Source organism: Micromonospora sp. NPDC047620 (assembly GCF_043205005.1).
Taxonomy (GTDB): Bacteria; Actinomycetota; Actinomycetes; order Mycobacteriales; family Micromonosporaceae; genus Micromonospora.
On record NZ_JBIDDG010000004.1, the window covers coordinates 190237 to 209340 of the forward strand.

General features: G+C 73.6%; 20 protein-coding genes. 13 read left to right on the forward strand and 7 right to left on the reverse strand.

From position 1 onward, the window contains the following. Nucleotides 1-61: 61 nt before the first annotated feature. The 3 genes from ACGF5C_RS06490 to ACGF5C_RS06500 form a co-directional block, all read right to left on the reverse strand. Nucleotides 62-346, reverse strand: a complete 285-nt coding sequence (locus tag ACGF5C_RS06490) for a DUF427 domain-containing protein (protein ID WP_393297284.1) — start codon at nt 344-346, stop codon at nt 62-64. A gap of 77 nt (nt 347-423) precedes the next feature. Then, on the reverse strand, nt 424-1143 hold the full coding sequence (locus ACGF5C_RS06495) for an SDR family oxidoreductase (protein WP_393297285.1): 720 nt from the start codon (nt 1141-1143) through the stop codon (nt 424-426). Between the two features lie 11 nt (nt 1144-1154). Further along, the gene (locus tag ACGF5C_RS06500; RefSeq protein WP_393297287.1) at nt 1155-1952 is read right to left on the reverse strand and encodes a helix-turn-helix domain-containing protein; all 798 of its coding nucleotides are present in this window, start codon (nt 1950-1952) and stop codon (nt 1155-1157) included. Nucleotides 1953-2083: 131 nt separating this feature from the next. Here ACGF5C_RS06500 and ACGF5C_RS06505 point away from each other — a divergent pair, with 131 nt between their 5' ends. The 9 genes from ACGF5C_RS06505 to ACGF5C_RS06545 all read left to right on the forward strand — a co-directional run bounded on the left by ACGF5C_RS06505 (nt 2084) and on the right by ACGF5C_RS06545 (nt 12144). Beyond that, on the forward strand, nt 2084-3484 hold the full coding sequence (locus ACGF5C_RS06505) for an FAD-binding oxidoreductase (protein ID WP_393297289.1): 1401 nt from the start codon (nt 2084-2086) through the stop codon (nt 3482-3484). Further along, the gene (locus ACGF5C_RS06510; RefSeq protein WP_393297291.1) at nt 3481-4824 is read left to right on the forward strand and encodes a class I SAM-dependent methyltransferase; all 1344 of its coding nucleotides are present in this window, start codon (nt 3481-3483) and stop codon (nt 4822-4824) included. The genes ACGF5C_RS06505 and ACGF5C_RS06510 overlap by 4 nt, the downstream gene beginning before the upstream one ends. Before the next feature lie 88 nt (nt 4825-4912). Next, the gene (locus ACGF5C_RS06515) at nt 4913-5470 is read left to right on the forward strand and encodes an ArsR/SmtB family transcription factor (RefSeq protein ID WP_393297293.1); all 558 of its coding nucleotides are present in this window, start codon (nt 4913-4915) and stop codon (nt 5468-5470) included. After that, nucleotides 5463-6341: an SRPBCC family protein gene (locus ACGF5C_RS06520; RefSeq protein WP_393297295.1), complete on the forward strand. Its 879-nt coding sequence runs from the start codon at nt 5463-5465 to the stop codon at nt 6339-6341. Before ACGF5C_RS06515 ends, ACGF5C_RS06520 begins: the two co-directional genes overlap by 8 nt. A 309-nt stretch (nt 6342-6650) precedes the next feature. Further along, nucleotides 6651-7526, forward strand: coding sequence for a CHRD domain-containing protein (locus tag ACGF5C_RS06525; RefSeq protein ID WP_393297297.1), 876 nt, complete (start codon nt 6651-6653; stop codon nt 7524-7526). Between the two features lie 189 nt (nt 7527-7715). Then, nucleotides 7716-8579, forward strand: a complete 864-nt coding sequence (locus ACGF5C_RS06530; protein WP_393297299.1) for a sugar phosphate isomerase/epimerase family protein — start codon at nt 7716-7718, stop codon at nt 8577-8579. Nucleotides 8580-8806: 227 nt separating this feature from the next. Beyond that, entirely contained in the window at nt 8807-9292 is a 486-nt protein-coding gene (locus ACGF5C_RS06535; RefSeq protein ID WP_393297302.1) for a hypothetical protein, read from the forward strand. A gap of 108 nt (nt 9293-9400) precedes the next feature. Beyond that, the gene (locus ACGF5C_RS06540; RefSeq protein ID WP_393297304.1) at nt 9401-10513 is read left to right on the forward strand and encodes a hypothetical protein; all 1113 of its coding nucleotides are present in this window, start codon (nt 9401-9403) and stop codon (nt 10511-10513) included. After that, nucleotides 10510-12144 (forward strand): hypothetical protein, encoded by a 1635-nt coding sequence (locus ACGF5C_RS06545; protein ID WP_393297307.1) that lies wholly within the window; start codon nt 10510-10512, stop codon nt 12142-12144. The genes ACGF5C_RS06540 and ACGF5C_RS06545 overlap by 4 nt, the downstream gene beginning before the upstream one ends. 304 nt (nt 12145-12448) lie before the next feature. Here ACGF5C_RS06545 and ACGF5C_RS06550 read toward each other — a convergent pair whose 3' ends face one another. Beyond that, nucleotides 12449-13384 carry a S41 family peptidase gene (locus tag ACGF5C_RS06550; RefSeq protein WP_393297309.1) on the reverse strand — a complete coding sequence of 312 codons (936 nt, stop codon included), beginning with the start codon at nt 13382-13384 and terminating at the stop codon, nt 12449-12451. 55 nt (nt 13385-13439) lie between these two features. On the opposite strand from ACGF5C_RS06550, the gene ACGF5C_RS06555 reads away from it, so the two are divergent. The 3 genes from ACGF5C_RS06555 to ACGF5C_RS06565 all read left to right on the forward strand — a co-directional run bounded on the left by ACGF5C_RS06555 (nt 13440) and on the right by ACGF5C_RS06565 (nt 15142). Then, nucleotides 13440-13967: an ArsR/SmtB family transcription factor gene (locus tag ACGF5C_RS06555; RefSeq protein ID WP_393297312.1), complete on the forward strand. Its 528-nt coding sequence runs from the start codon at nt 13440-13442 to the stop codon at nt 13965-13967. A gap of 98 nt (nt 13968-14065) precedes the next feature. Next, the gene (locus tag ACGF5C_RS06560; protein WP_393297315.1) at nt 14066-14824 is read left to right on the forward strand and encodes a MerR family transcriptional regulator; all 759 of its coding nucleotides are present in this window, start codon (nt 14066-14068) and stop codon (nt 14822-14824) included. Between the two features lie 33 nt (nt 14825-14857). Then, nucleotides 14858-15142 carry a putative quinol monooxygenase gene (locus tag ACGF5C_RS06565; RefSeq protein ID WP_393297318.1) on the forward strand — a complete coding sequence of 95 codons (285 nt, stop codon included), beginning with the start codon at nt 14858-14860 and terminating at the stop codon, nt 15140-15142. Nucleotides 15143-15295: 153 nt separating this feature from the next. Here the strand turns inward: ACGF5C_RS06565 and ACGF5C_RS06570 are convergent, their stop codons facing one another. Further along, nucleotides 15296-15796 carry an HPP family protein gene (locus ACGF5C_RS06570; RefSeq protein WP_393297321.1) on the reverse strand — a complete coding sequence of 167 codons (501 nt, stop codon included), beginning with the start codon at nt 15794-15796 and terminating at the stop codon, nt 15296-15298. Between the two features lie 2 nt (nt 15797-15798). Then, nucleotides 15799-16668 (reverse strand): alpha/beta fold hydrolase, encoded by an 870-nt coding sequence (locus ACGF5C_RS06575; RefSeq protein WP_393297324.1) that lies wholly within the window; start codon nt 16666-16668, stop codon nt 15799-15801. Nucleotides 16669-16755: 87 nt separating this feature from the next. Between ACGF5C_RS06575 and ACGF5C_RS06580 the strand changes: the two genes are divergently transcribed. Continuing rightward, the gene (locus ACGF5C_RS06580; protein ID WP_393297327.1) at nt 16756-17367 is read left to right on the forward strand and encodes a TetR/AcrR family transcriptional regulator; all 612 of its coding nucleotides are present in this window, start codon (nt 16756-16758) and stop codon (nt 17365-17367) included. Between the two features lie 109 nt (nt 17368-17476). On the opposite strand, the gene ACGF5C_RS06585 is transcribed toward ACGF5C_RS06580, so the two are convergent. Next, nucleotides 17477-19012 carry a gluconokinase gene (locus ACGF5C_RS06585; RefSeq protein ID WP_393297330.1) on the reverse strand — a complete coding sequence of 512 codons (1536 nt, stop codon included), beginning with the start codon at nt 19010-19012 and terminating at the stop codon, nt 17477-17479. Nucleotides 19013-19104 lie beyond the last annotated feature (92 nt).

A 19104-nucleotide genomic window follows, 5' to 3' on the forward strand; every position in this document is an offset into this window, starting at 1 on the left:
CCCTCGGTCAGGTGACCGGGCCGACGGCGTGCCGGGCGCGGCCGGGGCGGTGGGCGTCGGCTCAGTCGACGACCCGGACGTCCTTCCAGAAGGCCACCCGGTCGCGGACCATCTCCGCCTCGGGCTTCGGGTCGGGGTAGTACCAGACCGCGTCGGGGCTGCTCTTCCCGTCGTGGTCGAGCGTGTAGTAGGAGGCGGTGCCCTTCCACGGGCAGACGGTGTGCGTGTCGGACTCGCGGATCAGGTCGTCGCGCAGGGCGGCGCGCGGGAAGTAGTGGTTCCCCTCCACCAGCACGGTGTCGTCGCTCTCGGCCACGACCACGTCGTTCCAGATGGCTTTCGGCATGCCGCAAGACTAGGCCGCGCCCCGACGCGCGGGTAGCCACTCGTCGATGGACGGCGACCTGGATGGACACCAGCCAGTCAGAGCAGCAGCCCGCCGGTGGCCCGGATGTTCTGCCCGGTGATCCAGCGCGCGTCCGGTCCGGCGAGGAACGCCACCACATCGGCGATGTCCTCGGGCCGGCCGAGCCGACCCAGCGCGGTGAACGCCGACGTCTGGGCCAGGGCGTCGGGCGGGTTGCTGTCGCGCAGCAGGTCGGTGTCGGTCGCGCCCGGCGAGACCGTGTTGACCGTGATGCCCCGGCCGCCCAGCTCGCGTGCCGCGACGGCGGTGAACTGCTCCAGTGCCGCCTTGCTCGCGCAGTACAGGGCGTGGCCGGGCGCCGGCACCACGGTGTTGAGCGTGGAGATGTTGATGATGCGGCCGTGGTCGCGCATCACCCCGGCGGCGCGTCCCACGGCCAACAGCGGGTACTTCGCGTTGACCGTCATCACCCGGTCGAAGTCCTCGCCGGTCGTCTTGGCGATCGGCACCCGCTGGTTGGTCGCCGCGTTGTTGACCAGGATGTCCAGGCCGTCGGGCACCGCCGCGAACAGCGCGTCGAGGCTGCTCGGGTCGGCCTGGTCGGCGCGCACCGCGATGACCCGGTCCAGCTCGCCGGTCAGCTCGTCGGCGGCGGCCCTGTTCTCCCGGTAGCTGAACACGACGGTCGCCCCGTCCCGGGCGAGGCGCCGCACGACGGCCCGCCCGATCCCGCGCGAGCCTCCGGTCACGATCGCTGTCTTTCCGCTCAACGTCATGGCACGGCACGCTAACCAGCCGGCCGCCGCAGGTCTTGAAGGAATGCGAACAGCTCGGTCGGCGTGAGCCCGGTCATGGCCCGGACCTCGCGGCTGAGATGCGGCTGGTCGGCGTACCCGCAGTCGGTGGCCAGGGCGAGCGTGGCGCCGGGCCGACCCAGCCGGTGCACGGCGTGCTGCAGGCGGGCGATGCGCGCCACGGTCTTGGGCGGCATGCCGATGTGCCGCCGGAACCCCAGCTCCAGGCCGCGCCGGCTGATGCCCACGCCCGCGGCCACCTCGCCCACCGCCCGCCCGGGCCGTTGGAGCCGCCACCAGGCGCGCGTCACCGCGTCGCCCGACGTCCGGTCGGGCCGCAGCCAAGCCGCCAGCAGCTCGTCCAGCAGCGCGAACCGCGCCGGCCAGTCCGGCGCCGAACCCAGCCGGTCCGCCAGCTCGTACGCCCGGCGGCCGAGCAGCGTATCCGGGCTCACGGTCGCGCCGACCAGCTCCGGCACGGGTACGCCCAGCAGCGCGGACACCCCGGCCGGCGTCAGGCCGAGCGCCACCCCGTGCCGCCACTCGGCCAGCTCGTGCACCGCGTGGGCGCTGCGCGGGCCAGTCACCCAGCCGCCCGTGCCGGCGAAGTCCACGATCACCGTGGTGAGGTTGAGCGGGAGCATCCGGCGCCGCAGGTACCCGTCGACGACGGTGCGGAAGCCTCCGTAGCCGAGGACGTACGGGCGCAGTGCGGGGGGTGCCAGCCGGCTCGTCGTCTCGCCGCAGCCGGGGCGCGGTTCGGCCGGCAGGGAGTGGAGCAGCGGCAGCACGGCGTCCATCATGCCCCGCCCCGGCCCCTCGGGGATCCGCCGACGCCTGCGGCCCGTGGGGTTCGCACCGGCTGCGGAACGCCACCGTGGACATCCCACGACTTTCACCTCCGGGCGCGTACAGTGATCTCATGTGCGCGGTGCGTGTGGATCATCACCCGGTCGACCACGACGGCGCGGTGGCCCAGCTGCGACGGTCGTACGCGGCGGTGCCCGCGGGCGAACCGGTCCGGCTCGCCAAGCGCACCTCCAACCTGTTCCGCCCCCGGTCCGCCCCGCGCGCGCCGGGGCTGGACGTCAGCGGCCTCACCGGTGTGCTCGATGTGGACCCGGTGGCCCGCACCGCCGACGTGCAGGGCATGTGCGCCTACGAGGACCTGGTCGACGCGACCCTGCCGCACGGGCTGATGCCGCTGGTGGTGCCGCAACTGCGCACCATCACCCTCGGCGGGGCGGTCACCGGGCTCGGCATCGAGTCGACCTCGTTCCGCAACGGGCTGCCGCACGAGTCGGTGGTGGAGCTGGACGTGCTCACCGGGGCCGGCGACGTCGTCACGGCCCGCCCGGAGGGCGAGCACGCCGACCTCTTCGCGGCCTTCCCCAACTCGCTCGGCAGTCTCGGCTACGCCACCCGGCTGCGTATCGAGCTGCAGCCCGTACGCCGCTTCGTGGCCCTGCGCAACGTCCGGTTCACCCGGCTGGAGGCCCTCACCGACGCGGTCGCCGAGGTGACCGCGACCCGCTCCTGGGCGGGCGAGGCCGTGGACGCGATGGACGGGGTGATGTTCAGCCCCGGCGAGGCGTACCTGACGCTCGGCACCTTCACCGACGACGCCCCGCACGCCAGCGACTACACGGGTCAGGACATCTACTACCGGTCGCTGCGCCGCCGCACGCACGACGCCCTGACCACGTACGACTATCTCTGGCGCTGGGACACCGACTGGTTCTGGTGCTCGGCGGCGTTCGGCGTGCAGCACCCCCTGGTCCGGCGGATCTGGCCGGCGCGGTGGCGGCGCAGCGACGTCTACCACCGGCTGGTCCGGTTGGAGCACCGGCACGGCGTGGCCGCCCGGATCGACCGGCTGCGCGGCCAGCCGGCACGCGAGCGGGTGGTGCAGGACGTGGAGATCCCGCTGGACCGGACGGCGGAGTTTCTGCGCTGGTTCGCCCGGGCCGTGGGGATGACCCCGGTCTGGCTGTGCCCGCTGCGGCTGCGTGAGCCGGCCGGCCCGGAATCGGCCCGCGCCTGGCCGCTGTATCCCCTCAGGCCGGGGCAGGACTATGTGAACCTCGGCTTCTGGGGGAGCGTGCCGATCGCGGGCGGCGCCGCCGACGGCGACGTCAACCGGGTGATCGAGCGAATGGTGTCGGAGCTGGGCGGGCACAAGTCGCTCTACTCCGACGCGTACTACGACCGGGAATCCTTCGACCGGCTCTACGGCGGCGCGACGTGGCGCGCGGTGAAGGACCGCTACGACCCGGACCACCGGCTCACGGGACTGTACGAGAAGGCGGTAGCGCGAGAATGAGCCTGACCGATCGAGACCAGGGAGCGGCGAGCGCTCCCGCCTCCCCGCCGGCGGGGGGCCGGCGCCCGGGTCCGCGCGTGGCGGACGTCGTCCGCGCGTTGACCACCGGGGGCCTTCCGGTGCGGGTCACCGGGTACGACGGCAGCGCGGTGGGCCCGGCCGACGCCGGGATCACCCTGTCGATCCGTTCCGAGCGGGGCCTGACCTACCTGCTCACCGCCCCTGGCGACCTGGGCATGGCCCGGGCGTACGTCAGCGGCGACCTGGCGTTGCAGGGCGTGCACCCGGGCGACCCGTACGAGGCGCTGCGGGTGCTCAAGGACGAGCTGCGGCTGCGTACGCCCCCGCTGGCCGAGGCGCTGGCTCTGGTCCGGGGGCTGGGCTGGGAGCGGCTGATGCCGCCGCCGCCTCCGCCGCAGGAGGCGCAGCCGCGCTGGAAGCGGATGGTGAACGGGCTGCGGCACTCCCGGATCAGGGACAGCACGGCGATCTCCCACCACTACGACGTCTCGAACGCCTTCTACGAGAAGGTGCTCGGCCCGTCGATGACGTACACCTGCGCGGTCTTCCGCTCGCCCGACGACACGCTGGAGCAGGCCCAGGCGGCGAAGTACGACCTGGTGGCGCAGAAACTCGCGCTCAAGGCCGGGATGCGCCTGCTCGACGTGGGCTGCGGGTGGGGCGGGATGGTCCGGCACGCGGCCCGCGAGTACGGCGTCAGGGCGCTCGGGGTGACCCTGTCCCGGGCGCAGGCCGAGTGGGCTCGGGCGGCGATCGAGCGGGAGGGGCTGACCGGCCTGGCGGAGGTGCGCCACCTCGACTACCGGGACGCGCCGCGCGAGCAGTTCGACGCGGTCTCCTCGATCGGGCTGACCGAGCACATCGGGGTGCGCAACTACCCGGCCTACTTCGCCGCGCTGCGGGACCGGCTGCGGCCGGACGGGCGGCTGCTCAACCACTGCATCACGCGGGCCGACAATCACGCGCCGCACCGCTCGGGCGCGTTCATCGACCGGTACGTCTTCCCGGACGGCGAGCTGGCCGGCCCGGGGCGGGTGGTCAGCGAGATCCACGATGTCGGCCTGGAGGTGCAGCACGAGGAGAACCTGCGCCGGCACTACGCGCTGACGCTGGCCGGCTGGTGCCGCAACCTCGTGGAGCACTGGGACTTCTGCGTCTCCGAGGTGGGGCCGGGCACGGCCCGGGTGTGGGGCCTCTACATGGCCGGCTCCCGGCTGGCGTTCGAGCGTAACGGCATCCAGCTGCACCAGGTGCTGGCCACCCGCAACGACCCGGAGGGGGCGAGCGGCTACCCGCTGCGCCCCGACTGGCTGCCCTGATCCGGACGAAAGCCGCGCCGGCCGGCCGGCGCGGCTTTCGTCGAACCCATTGACAAACAAGTTTTGTACGTACAAACTGATTTTTGTTATGAGAGATGTCCTGTACCTGGAGCAGATGGAGCAGGCCGAGGCCCTGCTCAAGCCGCAGCGCGTCGAGGTGCTGCGGCAACTGGCCGAGCCGCGCACCTGCACCGAGGTCGCCGCCCGGCTGGAGCAGACCCCGCAGCGCGTCTACTACCACGTCAAACAGCTCGTCGCCGCCGGGCTGGTCGAGCAGGTCAGCGAGCGCAAGGTCCGCGGCATCACGGAGGGCATCTACCAGGCCGCCGCCCGGTCCTACTGGCTGTCGCCCCGGCTCGTCGGCCGGATCGGCCTGCGCCGGGCCCGCGACGAGCTGAGCCTCGGCTACCTGCTGGACCTGATGGAGGAGGTCCAGGCCGACATCGCCGGGCTGGACCGCGCCGCCCCCGAACTCCCCTCGGTGGGGGTGGCCGGCGAGATCCGGGTGCCGGCGGAGCAACGCCAGCAGTTCCTGCACGACCTGCAGACGACCCTGCAGGACCTTTTCACGCGCTACGGGGGCGCCGAGGGCGACGCCTTCAAGCTCGCCGTGGCCTGTTATCCGAAGGGGAAAGACCGTGAGTGAACCGATGAAGCTGCCCGTCCGCCTCGCCGCGCCGGTCGCCACCGTCCGTCGCGCCCTGACCGACCCGGCCGAGCTGCGCGTCTGGCTCGCCGAGCACGCCGAGGTCGAGCTGCCGCACCGGTACGAGTTCTGGGGCCGGCACACCCCCGAGGGCGACGCGCCGCACCAGCGGCTGCTGCACGTCGACGACAACACGCTGCGCTTCGCCTGGCTGCTCGACGGGGTCGAGACCACCACCGAGTTCGACCTGCGCGCCGAGGGGCCGGACAGCACGGTTCTCACGCTGACCCAGAGCCACTTCGACTTCGCCGCGGCGATGAGCGGCGGCGGCATCCGCGGCGTGCTGCAGACCTTCTGGAGCCTGTCGCTCGCCAACCTGGCCGCCCACCTGGAGGGCGATTCGCTGCTGCCGAAGGTCGACTTCACCTCCGCCGAGATGCGCGGCGAGATGTTGATCGACGCGCCGGCGGCCAAGGTGTACGAGTCGCTGACCGATTCCGCGCAGGCGAGCGCCTGGTTCGGCTACCCGATCGGCATCGAGCCCTGGGTCGGCGGCCGTTACGCCATGGGCGGCTTCGAGTCCGGTCACGCCGCCAAGGTCGTCGACCTGGAGCCCGGCCGCAGGCTGTCGGTCGATTGGGGCCCGATCGGCGTCAGCACCTGGGAGCTGGCCGAGTCGCAGGGGAAGACGAAGCTGACCTTCGTGCAGTCCGGCTTCGACGAGCAGAACCCCCCGTACGACGCCTGGGCCGGGGCGCTCTCGGGGCTGTTCGAGCTGCGCCGCTTCCACGAGATGAAGGACTGGCAGCCCATCTGGCTCCCCGCCGAGGTGCCCGGTCTGAAGCCGGAGGTCGCTCAGGCGACGAGCTGACCTCGGGGAGCAAGAGCCCCCTGTCACCCCATCGGGGTACAGGGGGCTCTTGCCTGTCCAAGCGCCGCAGGGCCAGCGCAGGTGGTCCACAGGTCGCGAAAGTCTCTCACGGTCGGATCGGGGAAGCCGCGACGGCATATGGGGAATATGGGACAATTTCACCATAGGGGCGCCTGCTCAGCCTGAGTGCCGTCGCGCATCGTGACTCCGTTCCCGGCTGAACGGCGCCTTCCGCCTGCGCCTCCGACGGATCGGTCGACGGCCGTCCGTCAGCTTGGGCCAGGCATCGCCTAGGAAGGAGCAGCAGTGATGGTGGGACGTACTCGACTGTGGGCAGTTGCGGTGGCGGCCGGCGCGGCGGTGGCGGCGGTCGCCGTCGGAAACGCCGCCATGGGCGACGGACGGGACGACTCGCGGGACCGGCACGAGTCGCGAGAGTCGCAGAACTCGTGGGACTGGGACGACTCGCGGCACGGTGAGGACACCGTGCGGGCGAGGCTCAGCGGCTACCAGGAGGACCCGCTCACGATCTCCACGCCCGGTTCGGGCCGGTTCGAGGCGCACATCGACGAACGGAACAAGGAGATCAAGTGGCGGCTGAGCTACGACGACCTGAAGGACGTCGAGCAGGCGCACATCCACTTCGGAGGAAGACACCAGAGCGGCGGTATCGCCGCCTTCCTCTGCTCGAACCTCAAGGACGCGAAGGGTGGCAAGCCACAGGGCGTCCAGGCCTGCCCCGCCTCCCCCGCCAAGATCGAGGGGACCATCAGGCCCGCTGACGTGGTGGGCCCCGCCGACCAGGGCATCGAGCCCGGGGAGTTCGACGAACTGGTCGACGCGATCGAGGCCGGCGTCACGTACGCCAACGTGCACACGAAGAAGTACCCGAACGGCGAGATCCGGGGCCAGATCAAGAGCGACGAGCGGGACCACGACAAGCGTGACGACTGGGGCCAGGACAAGGGCGACGAGAAGCGCGACGACTGGGGCCAGGACAAGGGCGACGAGAAGCGCGACGACTGGGGCCAGGACAAGGGTGACGAGTGGGGTCAGGACAAGGGCGACCACTCGGGTCGCGACGAGTGGGGTCAGGACAAGGGTGACGACTGGGGTCAGGACAAGGGCGACGACTCCGGCGAGCAGAAGCGCGACGACTGGGACCGGCAGATGAGCGACGACTGACACCGCCGTACTCATCGTCGGCCCGTGGTGCCTGCGCGAGCCTGCCGTCGCGACGGGCGGGCCACGGACCCGGCAGGGGCATCCGCTCGTCCCCGACGAGCGGATGCCCCGCTGTCGGCCGGCCCTGGCACCCTCATGATCCTCTACAGTCGACGGATCCCGTCGACGGTGGAGGGCGAGAGGGCAGCCATGAAGATCGGCATCAACACGTGGGCGTGGGTCGCGCCGCTTACCGACGACGCGCTCGCCCGACTCGCCCCACGGATCAAGGCGTGGGGCTTCGACGCCGTCGAGCTGCCCATCCAGGCCCCGGGCGACTGGGATCCCACGGTGGCCGCGGAACTGCTCGCCGGGCTGGACCTGGCCCCCGCCGTCTGCGCCGGCCTGCTGCCCGACCACGACCTGCTCGCCGACGACGAGCAGGTCGTCGGGCTCGCCGAGGACTTCGTCCGGCGCTGCCTGCGGGCCGCGAGCCAGGTGGGGGCCGCCGTCGTGGCCGGCCCGCTCTACGCGCCGGCCGGTCGGACCTGGCTGCTCGACCCGGACGCGCGGCGCGCCACCACGGCGCGCCTCGTGGACCGGCTCCGGCCGCTGGCCGCCGAGGCCGCCGAGCGGGGCGTCACGATCGCCCTCGAACCGCTCAACCGGTTCGAGACCAGCCTGCTCAACACCGTCGAGCAGGCGTTGGAGGTGGTCGACGGGGTCGACGGCCTGGGACTCGCGCTGGACACCTTCCACCTGAACATCGAGGAACGCGACCTGCCGGCGGCCATCCGGACGGCCGGAGACCGGCTCGCCCACATGCAGGTCTGCGGCAACGACCGCGGCGCGCCCGGCGGGGACCACCTCGACTGGCCGGCGATGCTGGCCGCCCTCGCGGACATCGGCTACACCGGCCAGCTGAGCATCGAGTCGTTCACGGCGCCGGCCCTGGCCGTGCCGATGTCCGTGTGGCGACCGCTCACCACCGGCCCCGATGCGCTCGCCGTCGAGGGGTTGGCCTTCCTGCGCGGGCTGTCGGCCGTGCCGTCCGCCCGGAATTCCCGCTCCTGACCCCGGTTCGTCCCGGCGCCCGTGCACACCGTCTCCCGGCCGCCCTGCACCCCGGGGCGCCGCCGGCGTCGCCGAGACCGCCGCCCGACGGCCGGCACCGCCCTGCCCCGCTCGCCCTGGAACCGCTCCTCCGGCCGTTGACCGCCGCGTGAACCCGTGGGTGCCGGCGTCAGCCGGACCGACAGCGCGCGCCCGGACCGCGTGCTGGGGCATGCCAGGATGTGGCGATGTCGTATCCCCCTCACCCGTCGTACCCCCCGGGGCCGGGCGCGGTCACCCCGCTGGTCGCCTACCCCCACCCGATCCCGCCGCCCCCGGGCCACGCCGTGCTGGCCGTCTCGGTCAACCGCGGGCCGTACCTCGTTCCCGCCCCCTCGACCAGCAAATTCAAGGTCGACCGCCAGGTCGTGCCGATTCCCGGCGAGGGCACCTGGCACGTGGCCGTCCCGGCGGGCCCGCACGACGTCCGCTACACAGACTTCATGGGCATTCCCGTGATGACCACCGCGCTCGTTGCCCATCCCGGCGCGGTGCACCACCTGTCGTTCCGCTTCGGCGGGTGGCGCAACCGCGTCCACGACGGGCACGGCACCGACGTGACGAAGTTCGGGATGTGGTCGAACTACAGCATCCTGCTGGTTACCCTCCTCGTGCTCGGCGTGGTCTGCTGTGGCGGCTTCGCGCTCCTGGCCGGTCTCTCCGGCTCGGCCTGACGGCTCCGGCTCGCTTGGCCGGGCACGCGCACACCGGGCGGCGTCCCGCGCCCTCCCGCCGGGGCGTCGCCCGGCGCGACCGGCGGGGACCGCCTATCGTGGCGGATCGTGACGAGCAGCGAGGAGCGACTGGCGGCGATCCGCGGCGGCGTGCCACCCAGGCGGCACAACGCCCGCACCATCGCCGCGCTGACCGGCAACCCGGGCTGCACCCGGCGGGCCGTGCTGGACGGCGCCGGGGTGGACAAGCCGAAGCTGGCCGAGCGGATCGGTTTCCCCGCCCGGTTCGGGCAGTCCCGGTTCGCCATTACCCGCGGCAACGCCTTCGAGGCGCAGGTCAAGGCCGACGGCGGGGCCGAGCTGCTGCGGCTGGTCGCCGAGCGGTTGGGCGTACCGGTGCCGGCGGCGGCGACCTGGACGGACCTCGGCGACGGCGTCGAGGACGACACGGCAGCCCGGCACCGGCGCTCCGCCGAGCTGCTGACCGGCGCCACGCCCGGCGACGGGACGGGCGACGTCGCCGCGCTGTTCGACCATCCCCTGCTCGGTTTGGACGTCGCCGGCCGCCGGGTGCACCTGGAGCCGGACCTGGTCGCCGCCCGGCTCGCCGGCCGGTTCCACGTGGTCGAGATCAAGTCGTTCCCGGTGGTCGACGGTCAGGCCGACGCGGCCAAGGTGTCCGCCGCCGCGACCCAGGCCGCCGTCTACGTGCTGGCCCTGCGCGAGCTGCTCGCTTCCGCCGGCCACGACACCGAGCTGGTGTCGCACGACGTGGTGCTGGTCTGCCCGCGGGACTTCGCCAACCAGCCGGTGGCCAGCCTGGTCGACGTGCGCAAGCAGTTGCTGGTGCTGCGCCGACAGCTCGACCGGATGGCCCGGCTCGACGCGCTGCTGGCCGCCGTGCCCGAGGACTTCACCGCCGACCTGGCCGCCGAGCCCGCGGCGCTGCTCGCCGCGCTGTCCCGGGTGGAGGCCCGCTACGCGCCGGAGTGCCTGGCGGCCTGCGAGCTGGCGTACTTCTGCCGGCACGAGGCGCGCGGCCACAGCGGGGCGCTGGGCCGGCCGGTCCGGGAGGCGCTGGGCGGGATCGCGGACGTCGGCGAGGCGCTGGCGCTGGCCGCCGGCGAGCGCACGCCGGAGCCGGGGCAGGAGGAGGCCGCCGCACTGCTGCGGGCCGCCGCCCGGTTGCGCGCCGACGCCCTCACCGGGACCCCCGCATGAGTACGCTCCGCGCGCTCGCCAGGGCGCAGGCGCTCGCCGCCGGGGTGGCCCAGCCGGTGGCGACCGTGCGGCACCTGCACCTGGCCGAGCGCCCGCTGGTGCTGGTGCCGCTGGCGATGGCCGGCGAGGCGAACGCCCCGCTGGCGGCGCTGGTCGGCGACGCGTCCGACGCGGCGCGGCTGCTGATCGTGCCGCAGCCCCGCAACCGCGACCAGCGATACCGGTTCGCCGCCGAGCTGGCCGCGATCGTGCTGCCGTACCTGGACGGGTTCCGGGGGGTCGCCGAGGCGGTGCCGGTGGACCGGGGCAGGGACGTGCGGTACCGGTACGTCGACGCCCCGCAGCTGCTGGTGCCGAACCCGGCCGGGGTGACCTTCCTGCGGCTGCTCGGCCGCTCCACCCGCTTCCGCCGCCCCGACGGCGAGCATCCGGTGCACCCGTCGGTGCCGGTGCTCGGGCGCTGGCTGACCTTCTTCGCCGAGCGGGCCGAGCATCCCGGCACGTCGGCGCTGGTGGCGATGACCGACGCGCTGACCCTGCACTGGGCCACCGGGCAGAGCGTGGTGGAGGACCTGCACCTGCCGGCGCTGCTCGGCTGGATCGACCCGCCGGCCGGGCTCACCGGCCCCGAGGCGGCGGCCCGGGCCGAGGACCCGACGCTGTGCCCGCCCGCCGGGCCGGCCACCGACCCCGACTTCGACAACCACCGCCTCGCCCCGGCCATCGCCGCGTACGCCGCCGCCGAGGACGACCCGGAGGCGCGCGCCGGCGCGTACGCGGAGCTGGAGCGGCTGCTGCGCGAGCAGCTCGCGCCCACCTGGGAGCTGATGTGGCGTGGCGTGGGGTTGCTGCGCGGCCTGTCGCCGGGGGCCCGGGTGGCCGTCCGGTGGGACGGCGACAAGGACGCGTTCACCGGGTACGCCGAGCACGTCGACGGGGACGGCCCGCCGCAGCCCCGCCGCGACGGGGCGGTGGCCGCCGCCCAGCGGCTGCACCGGCTGGAACGGGCCCTGACCTCGTACGCCGTCCAGCGAGCCTACGACGACCCGCTGGTGATGGCGGAGCACCGGCTGACCGGCGAGGCGTTCGTGGGCGAGGTGACCCTGGCCGACCCGAAGCGGGTGGACGACACCGGGAAGCGGCCGGTGCTGCGCCCCCGCGTCCAGGTCGTCACCACCGAGCCGGTGCCGATGCCGGTCGGCGCCACGCTGTACTCGCCGGCCCGGCCGGCGCAGAAGGCCAAGGTGGTCTTCGTGACCCCGGCGGCGGACGGCAAGACCGAGGTGGTGCTGGAACTCTCCGGCGGGATGGGCCGGGGGCTGACGGCCCCGCCGGGCACCGTGCCCGAGGTGGGGGAGCGGCTCTGCTACACCACCCTGTCGGACTCCTTCATGCCGGCGGGGGCCTTTCCTGCCGTCGAGGAGACCCCGTGGACCCACGGGGGCCCACCGGTCCCCGCGCCTGTGCCGTCCGACCCCGCCCCGGATCCCGCCCCGGCCGCCGCGCCGCCTGGCCCCGGCCCGGCCCTTGCGCCTGTGTCACACGGACCCGCCTCGGGCTTCACCGACCGCGCGGTCGCGGTGGCCTCTTCGTCCGACGTGTACGGCGACCCCGACGAGGAGTGGGCCTGACCGGCTGACGCGTAGGTCTCCCACCTGCCCGGACCCAGGCTGGACTCCCGCCACCGGTCCAGCGCCGTCTGGCCGGCCCTCGCCGCCACTCTCCGTTACTTTCGTGCGTCGCCGAAACTTACCCCCTCCGTGCGCTTTGCTCTGCACCCATCGACGCGCCAGGCACGCTGCGTGAACCCCGCGAACTGCCCGCTGATTGGACATGCCCAGGTCAAGACCTATGGTGCGGTGATGGGTGCAGAGCAAAGGAGCGACGGGGCGGTGCGGTCCTCCGCCGTGACGTGACGCTGCGTGACGAGGGGCGCTAGGTCACGATGAGTGATGGCGGGGTGGTGCGCAGGACGGTGCGGTGGGCGGCGTCGAGCGCCTCGGCCGCTGGCACCTCGACGTCCGGAACGACGCCCGTGCCCTCCCAGTTGGTGCCGGAGACCGGGTTGACCGGGCTGGCGATCGGCACCGAGAGGTGCAGGTGCGGGTGGAGGGGGAACCCCGTCCGTGGGTGGGCGCCGCCCCCGGTCCGCTCGCCGACGACCGTGGCCCGGCCGTGCTGCTGGAGCGCGTAGGCGAGCGACTCGCCGCCGGAGAAGGTCGTCGCGCTGGTCAGGACGGCCAGCGGCCGGTCGCCGCCGAAGCGGGCTCCGGCCAGCGGTGCGGGGCTCCAGAACTGGCGGTCGGGCAGGTGGCGTTGGCGCATGGTGTAGATGTGCGTCGGGCGGTCGAAGAGGTGCCCGCAGATCAACGCCTCCATCTCCGGGTCGCCGCCGATCGTCTCGCGCAGGTCGAGGATCAGGGCGTCGGCGTCGGCGACCAGGCGCAGCGCGGCGGTCATCGCCGCCCCGGCCAGCGTGGGGGAGAACAGCGCGGGCTCGATCCGCACCAGCCCGACGTTGTCGGGCAGCCGCTCCACCCGGTGGATGCCGCCCAGGCTGGCCCGGGCCATCCCGGGCAGCGAGTCGGCGAGCGGATCCCCGCCGTCCTCCGGCAGCGGCCGGTCGTGGAACCTCACCCCCAGGTGGCGGTCGCCGTTGACGGACTGGAGCGTCCGGGTGAGCGTGTCGGCGAGCGCCGCCCAGGAGTGCGCCTGCCGGTGGTGGTCCGTGTCCGCCCGCAGCAGCCCGGCGAGCCGGGCCGCGACGTCGGCGAAGACGTAGTGCTCGCCGACCAGCCGGGCCGTGCGTTCGACGACCTCGGCGATCTCGATCTGCGATGCGGGCTGTTCCCGTGTGTCGAGGGTTGTCATGTCCGCAGTAGAGCAGCGCTTTGACAAAGCGTCAATAGACATAGACACTTTCGGTATGACGCCGACGCCCGCGGAGCAGCCGCTCGACGACCTGCTGGAGGTCACCACCCCGGCGCAGTTCAAGGCGCTCGGGCACCCGCTGCGGCAGCGACTGCTCTTCGCGCTCGGGCAGCGCCCCGCCACCATCAGCCAGCTCGCGGCGGCGCTCGACGCGGCCAAGGGCAACGTGGCCCACCACCTCAAGGTGCTGCGCGACGCCGACATGGTCCGCGTCGCCCACACCCGCCAGGTTCGCGGCGGCACCGAGCAGTACTACCAGCGCAGCGCCCGACGGATGCGCGTGGCGGCCGGCCACGCCGCCGCGACCGCCGCGATGCTCGGGGCGGTGGCCGAGGAGGTCTCCGCGGCACCCGGCGAGCCGCTGCTGCACCTGCGCCACCTGCGCCTCACCGCGGCCCAGGCCGAACGGCTCGGCGCCGCGCTCAGCGAGCTGCTCGACACCGCCGAGGAAGCCGGCGAGGGCGAGGACCGCTACGGCGTGCTGGTCAGCCTCTACCGGCAGACCCCGCCGCCACCGGCCTGACCGGTCCCGCCGACGCGCCGCCGCCCGCCGGTCCAGAATCGGGCTTGACCCTCACGTAACGGCAGGCGGGAGCCTCGTTGGCGGAAGGGAGGGAAACCATGGCGTACACGGTGGGACAGGTGGCGAAGTCGGCCGGGGTGACCGTGCGGACGCTGCACCACTACGACGAGATCGGGTTGCTCTCGCCCAGTGGCCGCGGCAGCACGGGCTACCGGCGCTACGACGACGCCGACCTGGAGCGGTTGCAGCACATCCGCTACTACCGGGAGCTGGGGTTCCCGTTGGAGGAGATCGCCGCGATCCTCGACGATCCGGCGAGTGACCCGGCGGCGCACCTGCGCCGCCAGCACGAGCTGCTGACCGTACGGATCAAGAGGCTCCAGGAGATGGTCACGGCGATCGAGTTCGCGATGGAGGCGAGCAAGTTGAACATTCCACTGACCCCGCAGGAGCGGTTCGAGGTCTTCGGCGACTTCGACCCGGACGCATACGCCGAGGAGGCCGAGCAGCGGTGGGGCGGCACCGAGGCGTACCGGGAGTCGAACCGGCGCGTGTCCCGCTACACCAAGGACGACTGGCTGCGGAACAAGGCCGAGAACGAGGACTGGGGGCGGCGGTTCGTCGAGGTGATGTCCTCCGGCGCGCCGGCGGACAGCCCGGCGGCGATGGAGCTGGCCGAGGAGCACCGGCAGCTCATCAGCCGCTGGTTCTACGAGTGCTCGTACGAGGTCCACACGGGGCTGGCCGACATGTACGTGGCGGACGAGCGGTTCACCGCGTACTTCGAGAGGATCAGGACGGGGATGGCGGCGTATCTGAGCGAGGCCATCCACGCCAACGCGATCAGCCGCGCCTGATCGTGCCGTCCGCCCGCACCCTGGAGGTCACCAGTGCTCATCGTCGCCGGCAGTCTCTACGTCGACCCCGACCAGCGGGACGCCTACCTCGCCGACTGCGTCGAGATCGTCCGGCAGGCGCGGTCCGCGCCGGGCTGCGTCGACTTCGCGATCAGCGCCGATCTGGTCGAGCCGGGCCGGATCAACGTCTACGAGCGCTGGGAGTCCGACGCGCAGCTGCTGGCCTTCCGGGGTGCGGGGCCGGCCCAGGAGCAGGCGGTGGCGATCCGTGGCGCCGAGGTGCACAAGTACCGCATCTCCGGCGTCGAGGCTCCCTGACGGGGCCGGCCGGACGCCTTTGCGCCCGGCCGGCCCCGGATCCGCCCGGGCGAGGCCCCGTACTCCCCAGAGGGCGGGGTTCGGAGTCCGTCCGCCCCGGGACCCGTGCGGGTCCGGAGAGGGGCGAGCTGATCGAGGCCGACGGGCAGCGGATCAGCGCCAGGACGGCGGGTAGCCGTAGGGAGGCAGCAGCCGTCCGGCGAGCAGCGCCGTGCCGAGCACGACCAGCACGGCGGGCAGCACCGTGTGGAGCGGGTGGAGGAGGTCGGGGCCGGTCAGGCCGATGAAGGCGGCGCAGACGGCGGCCGGCGCGTGCGGGGCCGCCAGCAGCAGCATGGTGACGAGCGAGGCCACGGCGGCAGCCGTCGCCGTCCACACCGACGGGTCGGCGGCGGCGGTGACCGCCGCCGCGACGAGGGCACTGGCCGCGTAGCCGATCAGCACCGCCGCAGGCCGGGCCAGCGGCGCGCGGGGCGCCATGGCGACCACGGCCGCCGAGGCGACGAAGGGCAGGGCGAACACGTCCCGCCCGGTCAGCTCCTCGACGACGGCGAGCAGGCTCATCGCGCCGAGCAACATCGCCCCGGCGGCGAGCGCGCCGGCCCGCGCGGCCCGCCGGTCGAGTGCCGGCGGGCCGAGGGTGGTCGAGGCCATGCCTAGCGGACCCGGCGCAGGAAGGCGCGGATCAGCCCGGCGATCTCCTCGCCGTGGGTCTCCAGCGCGAAGTGGCCGGTGTCCAGCAGGTGGATCTCCGCGTCGGGTAGGTCCCGGGCGTACGCTTCGGCGCCGGCGGCGCCGAAGATCTCGTCGTGGCGGCCCCAGGTGACCAGGGTCGGCGGCCGGTGCTCGCGGAAGTAGCGCTGGAAGTCGGGGTAGGCGTCGAGGTTGAACTGGTAGTCCCAGAAGAGCTGGAGCTGGATCTCGGCGTTGCCGGGCCGGTCGAGGCCGGCCTGGTCGAGCCGCCACGTCTCCGGGGCGAGGCGGTCCAGCCGGTCCGCCGGCACGCCGTGCGTGTACTGCCAGCGGGTGGCCTCGGCCGTCAGCAGCCTGCGGACCTCCGGCTCGTGGATCGCCCGGTCCTTGGCGTGGGCGAAGAGCACCTCCCAGAACGGGGTGAACCCCTCGGTGTACGCGTTCCCGCTCTGGGCGACCAGCGCGGTGACCCGCTCCGGGTGCCGGCTGGCGATGCGCAGGCCGATCGGGGCGCCGTAGTCGTGCAGGTAGAGGGCGAACCGGGTGATGCCCAGGGTGTCGAGCAGGCCGAGGGTGATCTCGGTGAGCCGTTCGAAGCCGTAGTCGAACTCGCCGACCGGCGGAGCGGCGGAGTTGCCGAAGCCGACGTGGTCGGGGGCGACGAGGTGGTACTCGTCGGCCAGCGCGGGGATCAGGTTGCGGAACATGTGCGAGCTGGTCGGGAAGCCGTGCAGCAGCACCAGGGTGGGTCGGGACGGGTCGCCGGCCTCGCGGTAGAAGACCTGCTGGCCGGCGACGGTGACCAGGTGGTGACGGGTGGCGAAGGGGGACACGGGCACTCCTCGGCATCGAGAGAACGATCGTTCTCCGGCTGGTTGATACCGTAGGAGAACGATGGTTCTCCGGCAAGGGGCTTTGACATGGACCACACGACGGCCGAGGCGCGGCTGCTCGACGCGGCCGACTCGCTCTTCTACGAGCGCGGCATCCAGGCGGTCGGCATGGACGCCATCCGGGCCGCCTCGGGCGTCTCGCTCAAGCGCACCTACCAGCTCTTCCCCTCGAAGGAGCACCTGGTCGAGGCGGTGCTGCGCCGGCGGGACCGGGCGATCCGGGACGCGCTGGCGGCGTACACCTCGGCGCCGTCGACCCCGACGGAGCGCGTGCTGGCGGTCTTCGACTACCTGTACGACTGGTTCGGCCAGCCCGACTACCGGGGCTGCGCCTTCATCAACTCCTTCGCCGAGCTGGGCGGCTCCTCGCCCAGCGTGGTCGACGTCGTGCGGGCCCACAAGCGCGCCTTCGCCGACCACCTCGCGGCGCTCGTCGCGGCAGCCGGCCGGCCGCCGGCGCTCGCCGCGCAGCTCGCCCTGCTGGCCAACGGCGCGATGGTCACCGCCGCCATCACCGGCAGCCCCGAGCCGGCCCGCGAGGCCCGCGCCGCCGCGAGCCGCCTGCTCGACGCGGACACCCTCCCGCGTTCCTCGGCCGCGCCCGGCTCCCCGGCGGGCACCCTGGAACCGCCGGCCTGAGCCGGCTCACCGCCCATCGGCGACGTGGTCGTAGACGGTGCGGGCGAGGCGGCGGCCCACTCGTCGCCGGTGGCGATCGGGCCGTCACCCGTCGGGGCGCGGGCGGCGGCTACTGCGGCGGCGGTTCCGGCGGCAGGCCCGGGGCGAGCCGGCGCAGCGAGGTGAACGTGGGGACCAGCGCGTCGTACAGCTGGGAGAACAGCGGCAGCAGGGCGGCGTACGTGGCGGCGGCGGCCGGATCGGGGCGGACGGTCTCCTCGATGTGCACCAGGTCGGCGGCGACGTCGACGGAGGCGAGCAGCCGGAGCGCCTCCATGCCGAGCAGCGCCGCCCCGAAGCTGGAGCCCTCGCGCTCGACGGGGAAGCGCACCGGCATGCCGAGCACGTCGGCGAGCATCTGCCGCCACAGTGGGCTGCGGGCGAACCCGCCGCTGGCCCGGATCTCCCGCACCTCGTTGCCGGCGGCCCGTACCGAGGCCAGCACCAGCGCCAACTGCTGGCAGACCCCCTCCAGTCCGGCCCGCACCAGGTGCGCACGGCGGTGCCCGTGGGTCAGCCCCACGTACGCGCCGCGCGGCAGCGCGCTCCAGTGCGGCGCCCGCTCGCTCAGCAGGTACGGCAGCATGATCAACCCGCCGGAGCCGACCGGGGCCTCGGCGGCCATCGCCAGCAGCTCCTGCTCGGCGTGCTCGCCCAGCTCCGGGGCGAGCGCGTCGCCGGCCCAGTCGAGCACGAGGCCGCCGTTGTTGATCGCGCCCCCGACCACCCAGCGCTGCTCGGTCAGCGCGTAGCAGAACACCCCGCCGAGCGGGTCCACGCCGGGGTGTTCCACCATCACCCGCATCGCGCCGCTGGTGCCGATCGAGCAGGCCATGACGCCCGGGGCCACCGCGCCGAGCCCGAGGTTGGCCAGCGGGCCGTCCCCCGCGCCCACGACCACCTTCGTGTCGGGTGGCAGCCCGGTCGCGGCGGCCGCCTCGGCGGTGAGCCCCGGCAGCACGGTGGTGGTGGGCACCAGCTCGGGCAGTTGCTCCTCGGTGATCCCGGCGACGCCCAGCGCCTCGGAGTCCCAGGAGAACTGCCGGATGTCCATCAGGCCGGTGGCGGAGGCGACCGAGTGGTCGGTCACCAGCGCCTCGCACAGCCGCAGCAGGATCCAGTCCTTGATCCCCACCCAGTACGCGACCCGCCCGAACAACTGCGGATCCTGCTCGGCCAACCAGAGCAGCTTGGGCAGCGGCGCCATCGGATGGACCGGGGTGCCGGTGCGGCGGTGCAGCGCCAGCCCGGACGGGACCGCGCGCAGCCGTTCGGCCTGCCGGCTGGCGCGGGAGTCGGCCCAGGTGATGGACGGGGTGAGCGGGTTGCCGTCGGCGTCCAGCCCGATCAGGCTGTGCATCGCGGTGCTGAACGCCAGCCCGGCGATCGGCCGGCCCAACTCCGCCACGACCCTGCGGATCGACTCCAGCACCGCCCTGTGGATGCGGTGCGGATCCTGCTCGGCCCAGCCGGGGTGCGGCTCGTCGAGCGGGTAGCCGACCGAGTGGTGCACGAGCTGGTTGCCGTCGATGTCGTACGCGACCGCCTTGGTGCTGGTGGTGCCGATGTCGACGCCGACCACGACGGCGCGGAGCGGCTCGCTCACCGACTCCACCCCCCTCGCCGTACGCACGGTGACACCGGCCGCCGCTGACGTTACCGAGCGTCCCGACGCCCCGCAGGGGGAACAACCAGTCC

Coding starts and splice junctions, on each gene's coding strand:
- ACGF5C_RS06570 (WP_393297321.1), bottom strand. CDS start 15,796: ATGGCCTCGACCACCCTCGGCCCGCCGGCACTCGACCGGCGGGCCGCG.
- ACGF5C_RS06580 (WP_393297327.1), top strand. CDS start 16,756: ATGGACCACACGACGGCCGAGGCGCGGCTGCTCGACGCGGCCGACTCG.
- ACGF5C_RS06545 (WP_393297307.1), top strand. CDS start 10,510: ATGAGTACGCTCCGCGCGCTCGCCAGGGCGCAGGCGCTCGCCGCCGGG.
- ACGF5C_RS06550 (WP_393297309.1), bottom strand. CDS start 13,384: ATGACAACCCTCGACACACGGGAACAGCCCGCATCGCAGATCGAGATC.
- ACGF5C_RS06515 (WP_393297293.1), top strand. CDS start 4,913: ATGAGAGATGTCCTGTACCTGGAGCAGATGGAGCAGGCCGAGGCCCTG.
- ACGF5C_RS06510 (WP_393297291.1), top strand. CDS start 3,481: ATGAGCCTGACCGATCGAGACCAGGGAGCGGCGAGCGCTCCCGCCTCC.
- ACGF5C_RS06505 (WP_393297289.1), top strand. CDS start 2,084: ATGTGCGCGGTGCGTGTGGATCATCACCCGGTCGACCACGACGGCGCG.
- ACGF5C_RS06525 (WP_393297297.1), top strand. CDS start 6,651: ATGGTGGGACGTACTCGACTGTGGGCAGTTGCGGTGGCGGCCGGCGCG.
- ACGF5C_RS06490 (WP_393297284.1), bottom strand. CDS start 346: ATGCCGAAAGCCATCTGGAACGACGTGGTCGTGGCCGAGAGCGACGAC.
- ACGF5C_RS06560 (WP_393297315.1), top strand. CDS start 14,066: ATGGCGTACACGGTGGGACAGGTGGCGAAGTCGGCCGGGGTGACCGTG.
- ACGF5C_RS06495 (WP_393297285.1), bottom strand. CDS start 1,143: ATGACGTTGAGCGGAAAGACAGCGATCGTGACCGGAGGCTCGCGCGGG.
- ACGF5C_RS06555 (WP_393297312.1), top strand. CDS start 13,440: ATGACGCCGACGCCCGCGGAGCAGCCGCTCGACGACCTGCTGGAGGTC.
- ACGF5C_RS06535 (WP_393297302.1), top strand. CDS start 8,807: ATGTCGTATCCCCCTCACCCGTCGTACCCCCCGGGGCCGGGCGCGGTC.
- ACGF5C_RS06530 (WP_393297299.1), top strand. CDS start 7,716: ATGAAGATCGGCATCAACACGTGGGCGTGGGTCGCGCCGCTTACCGAC.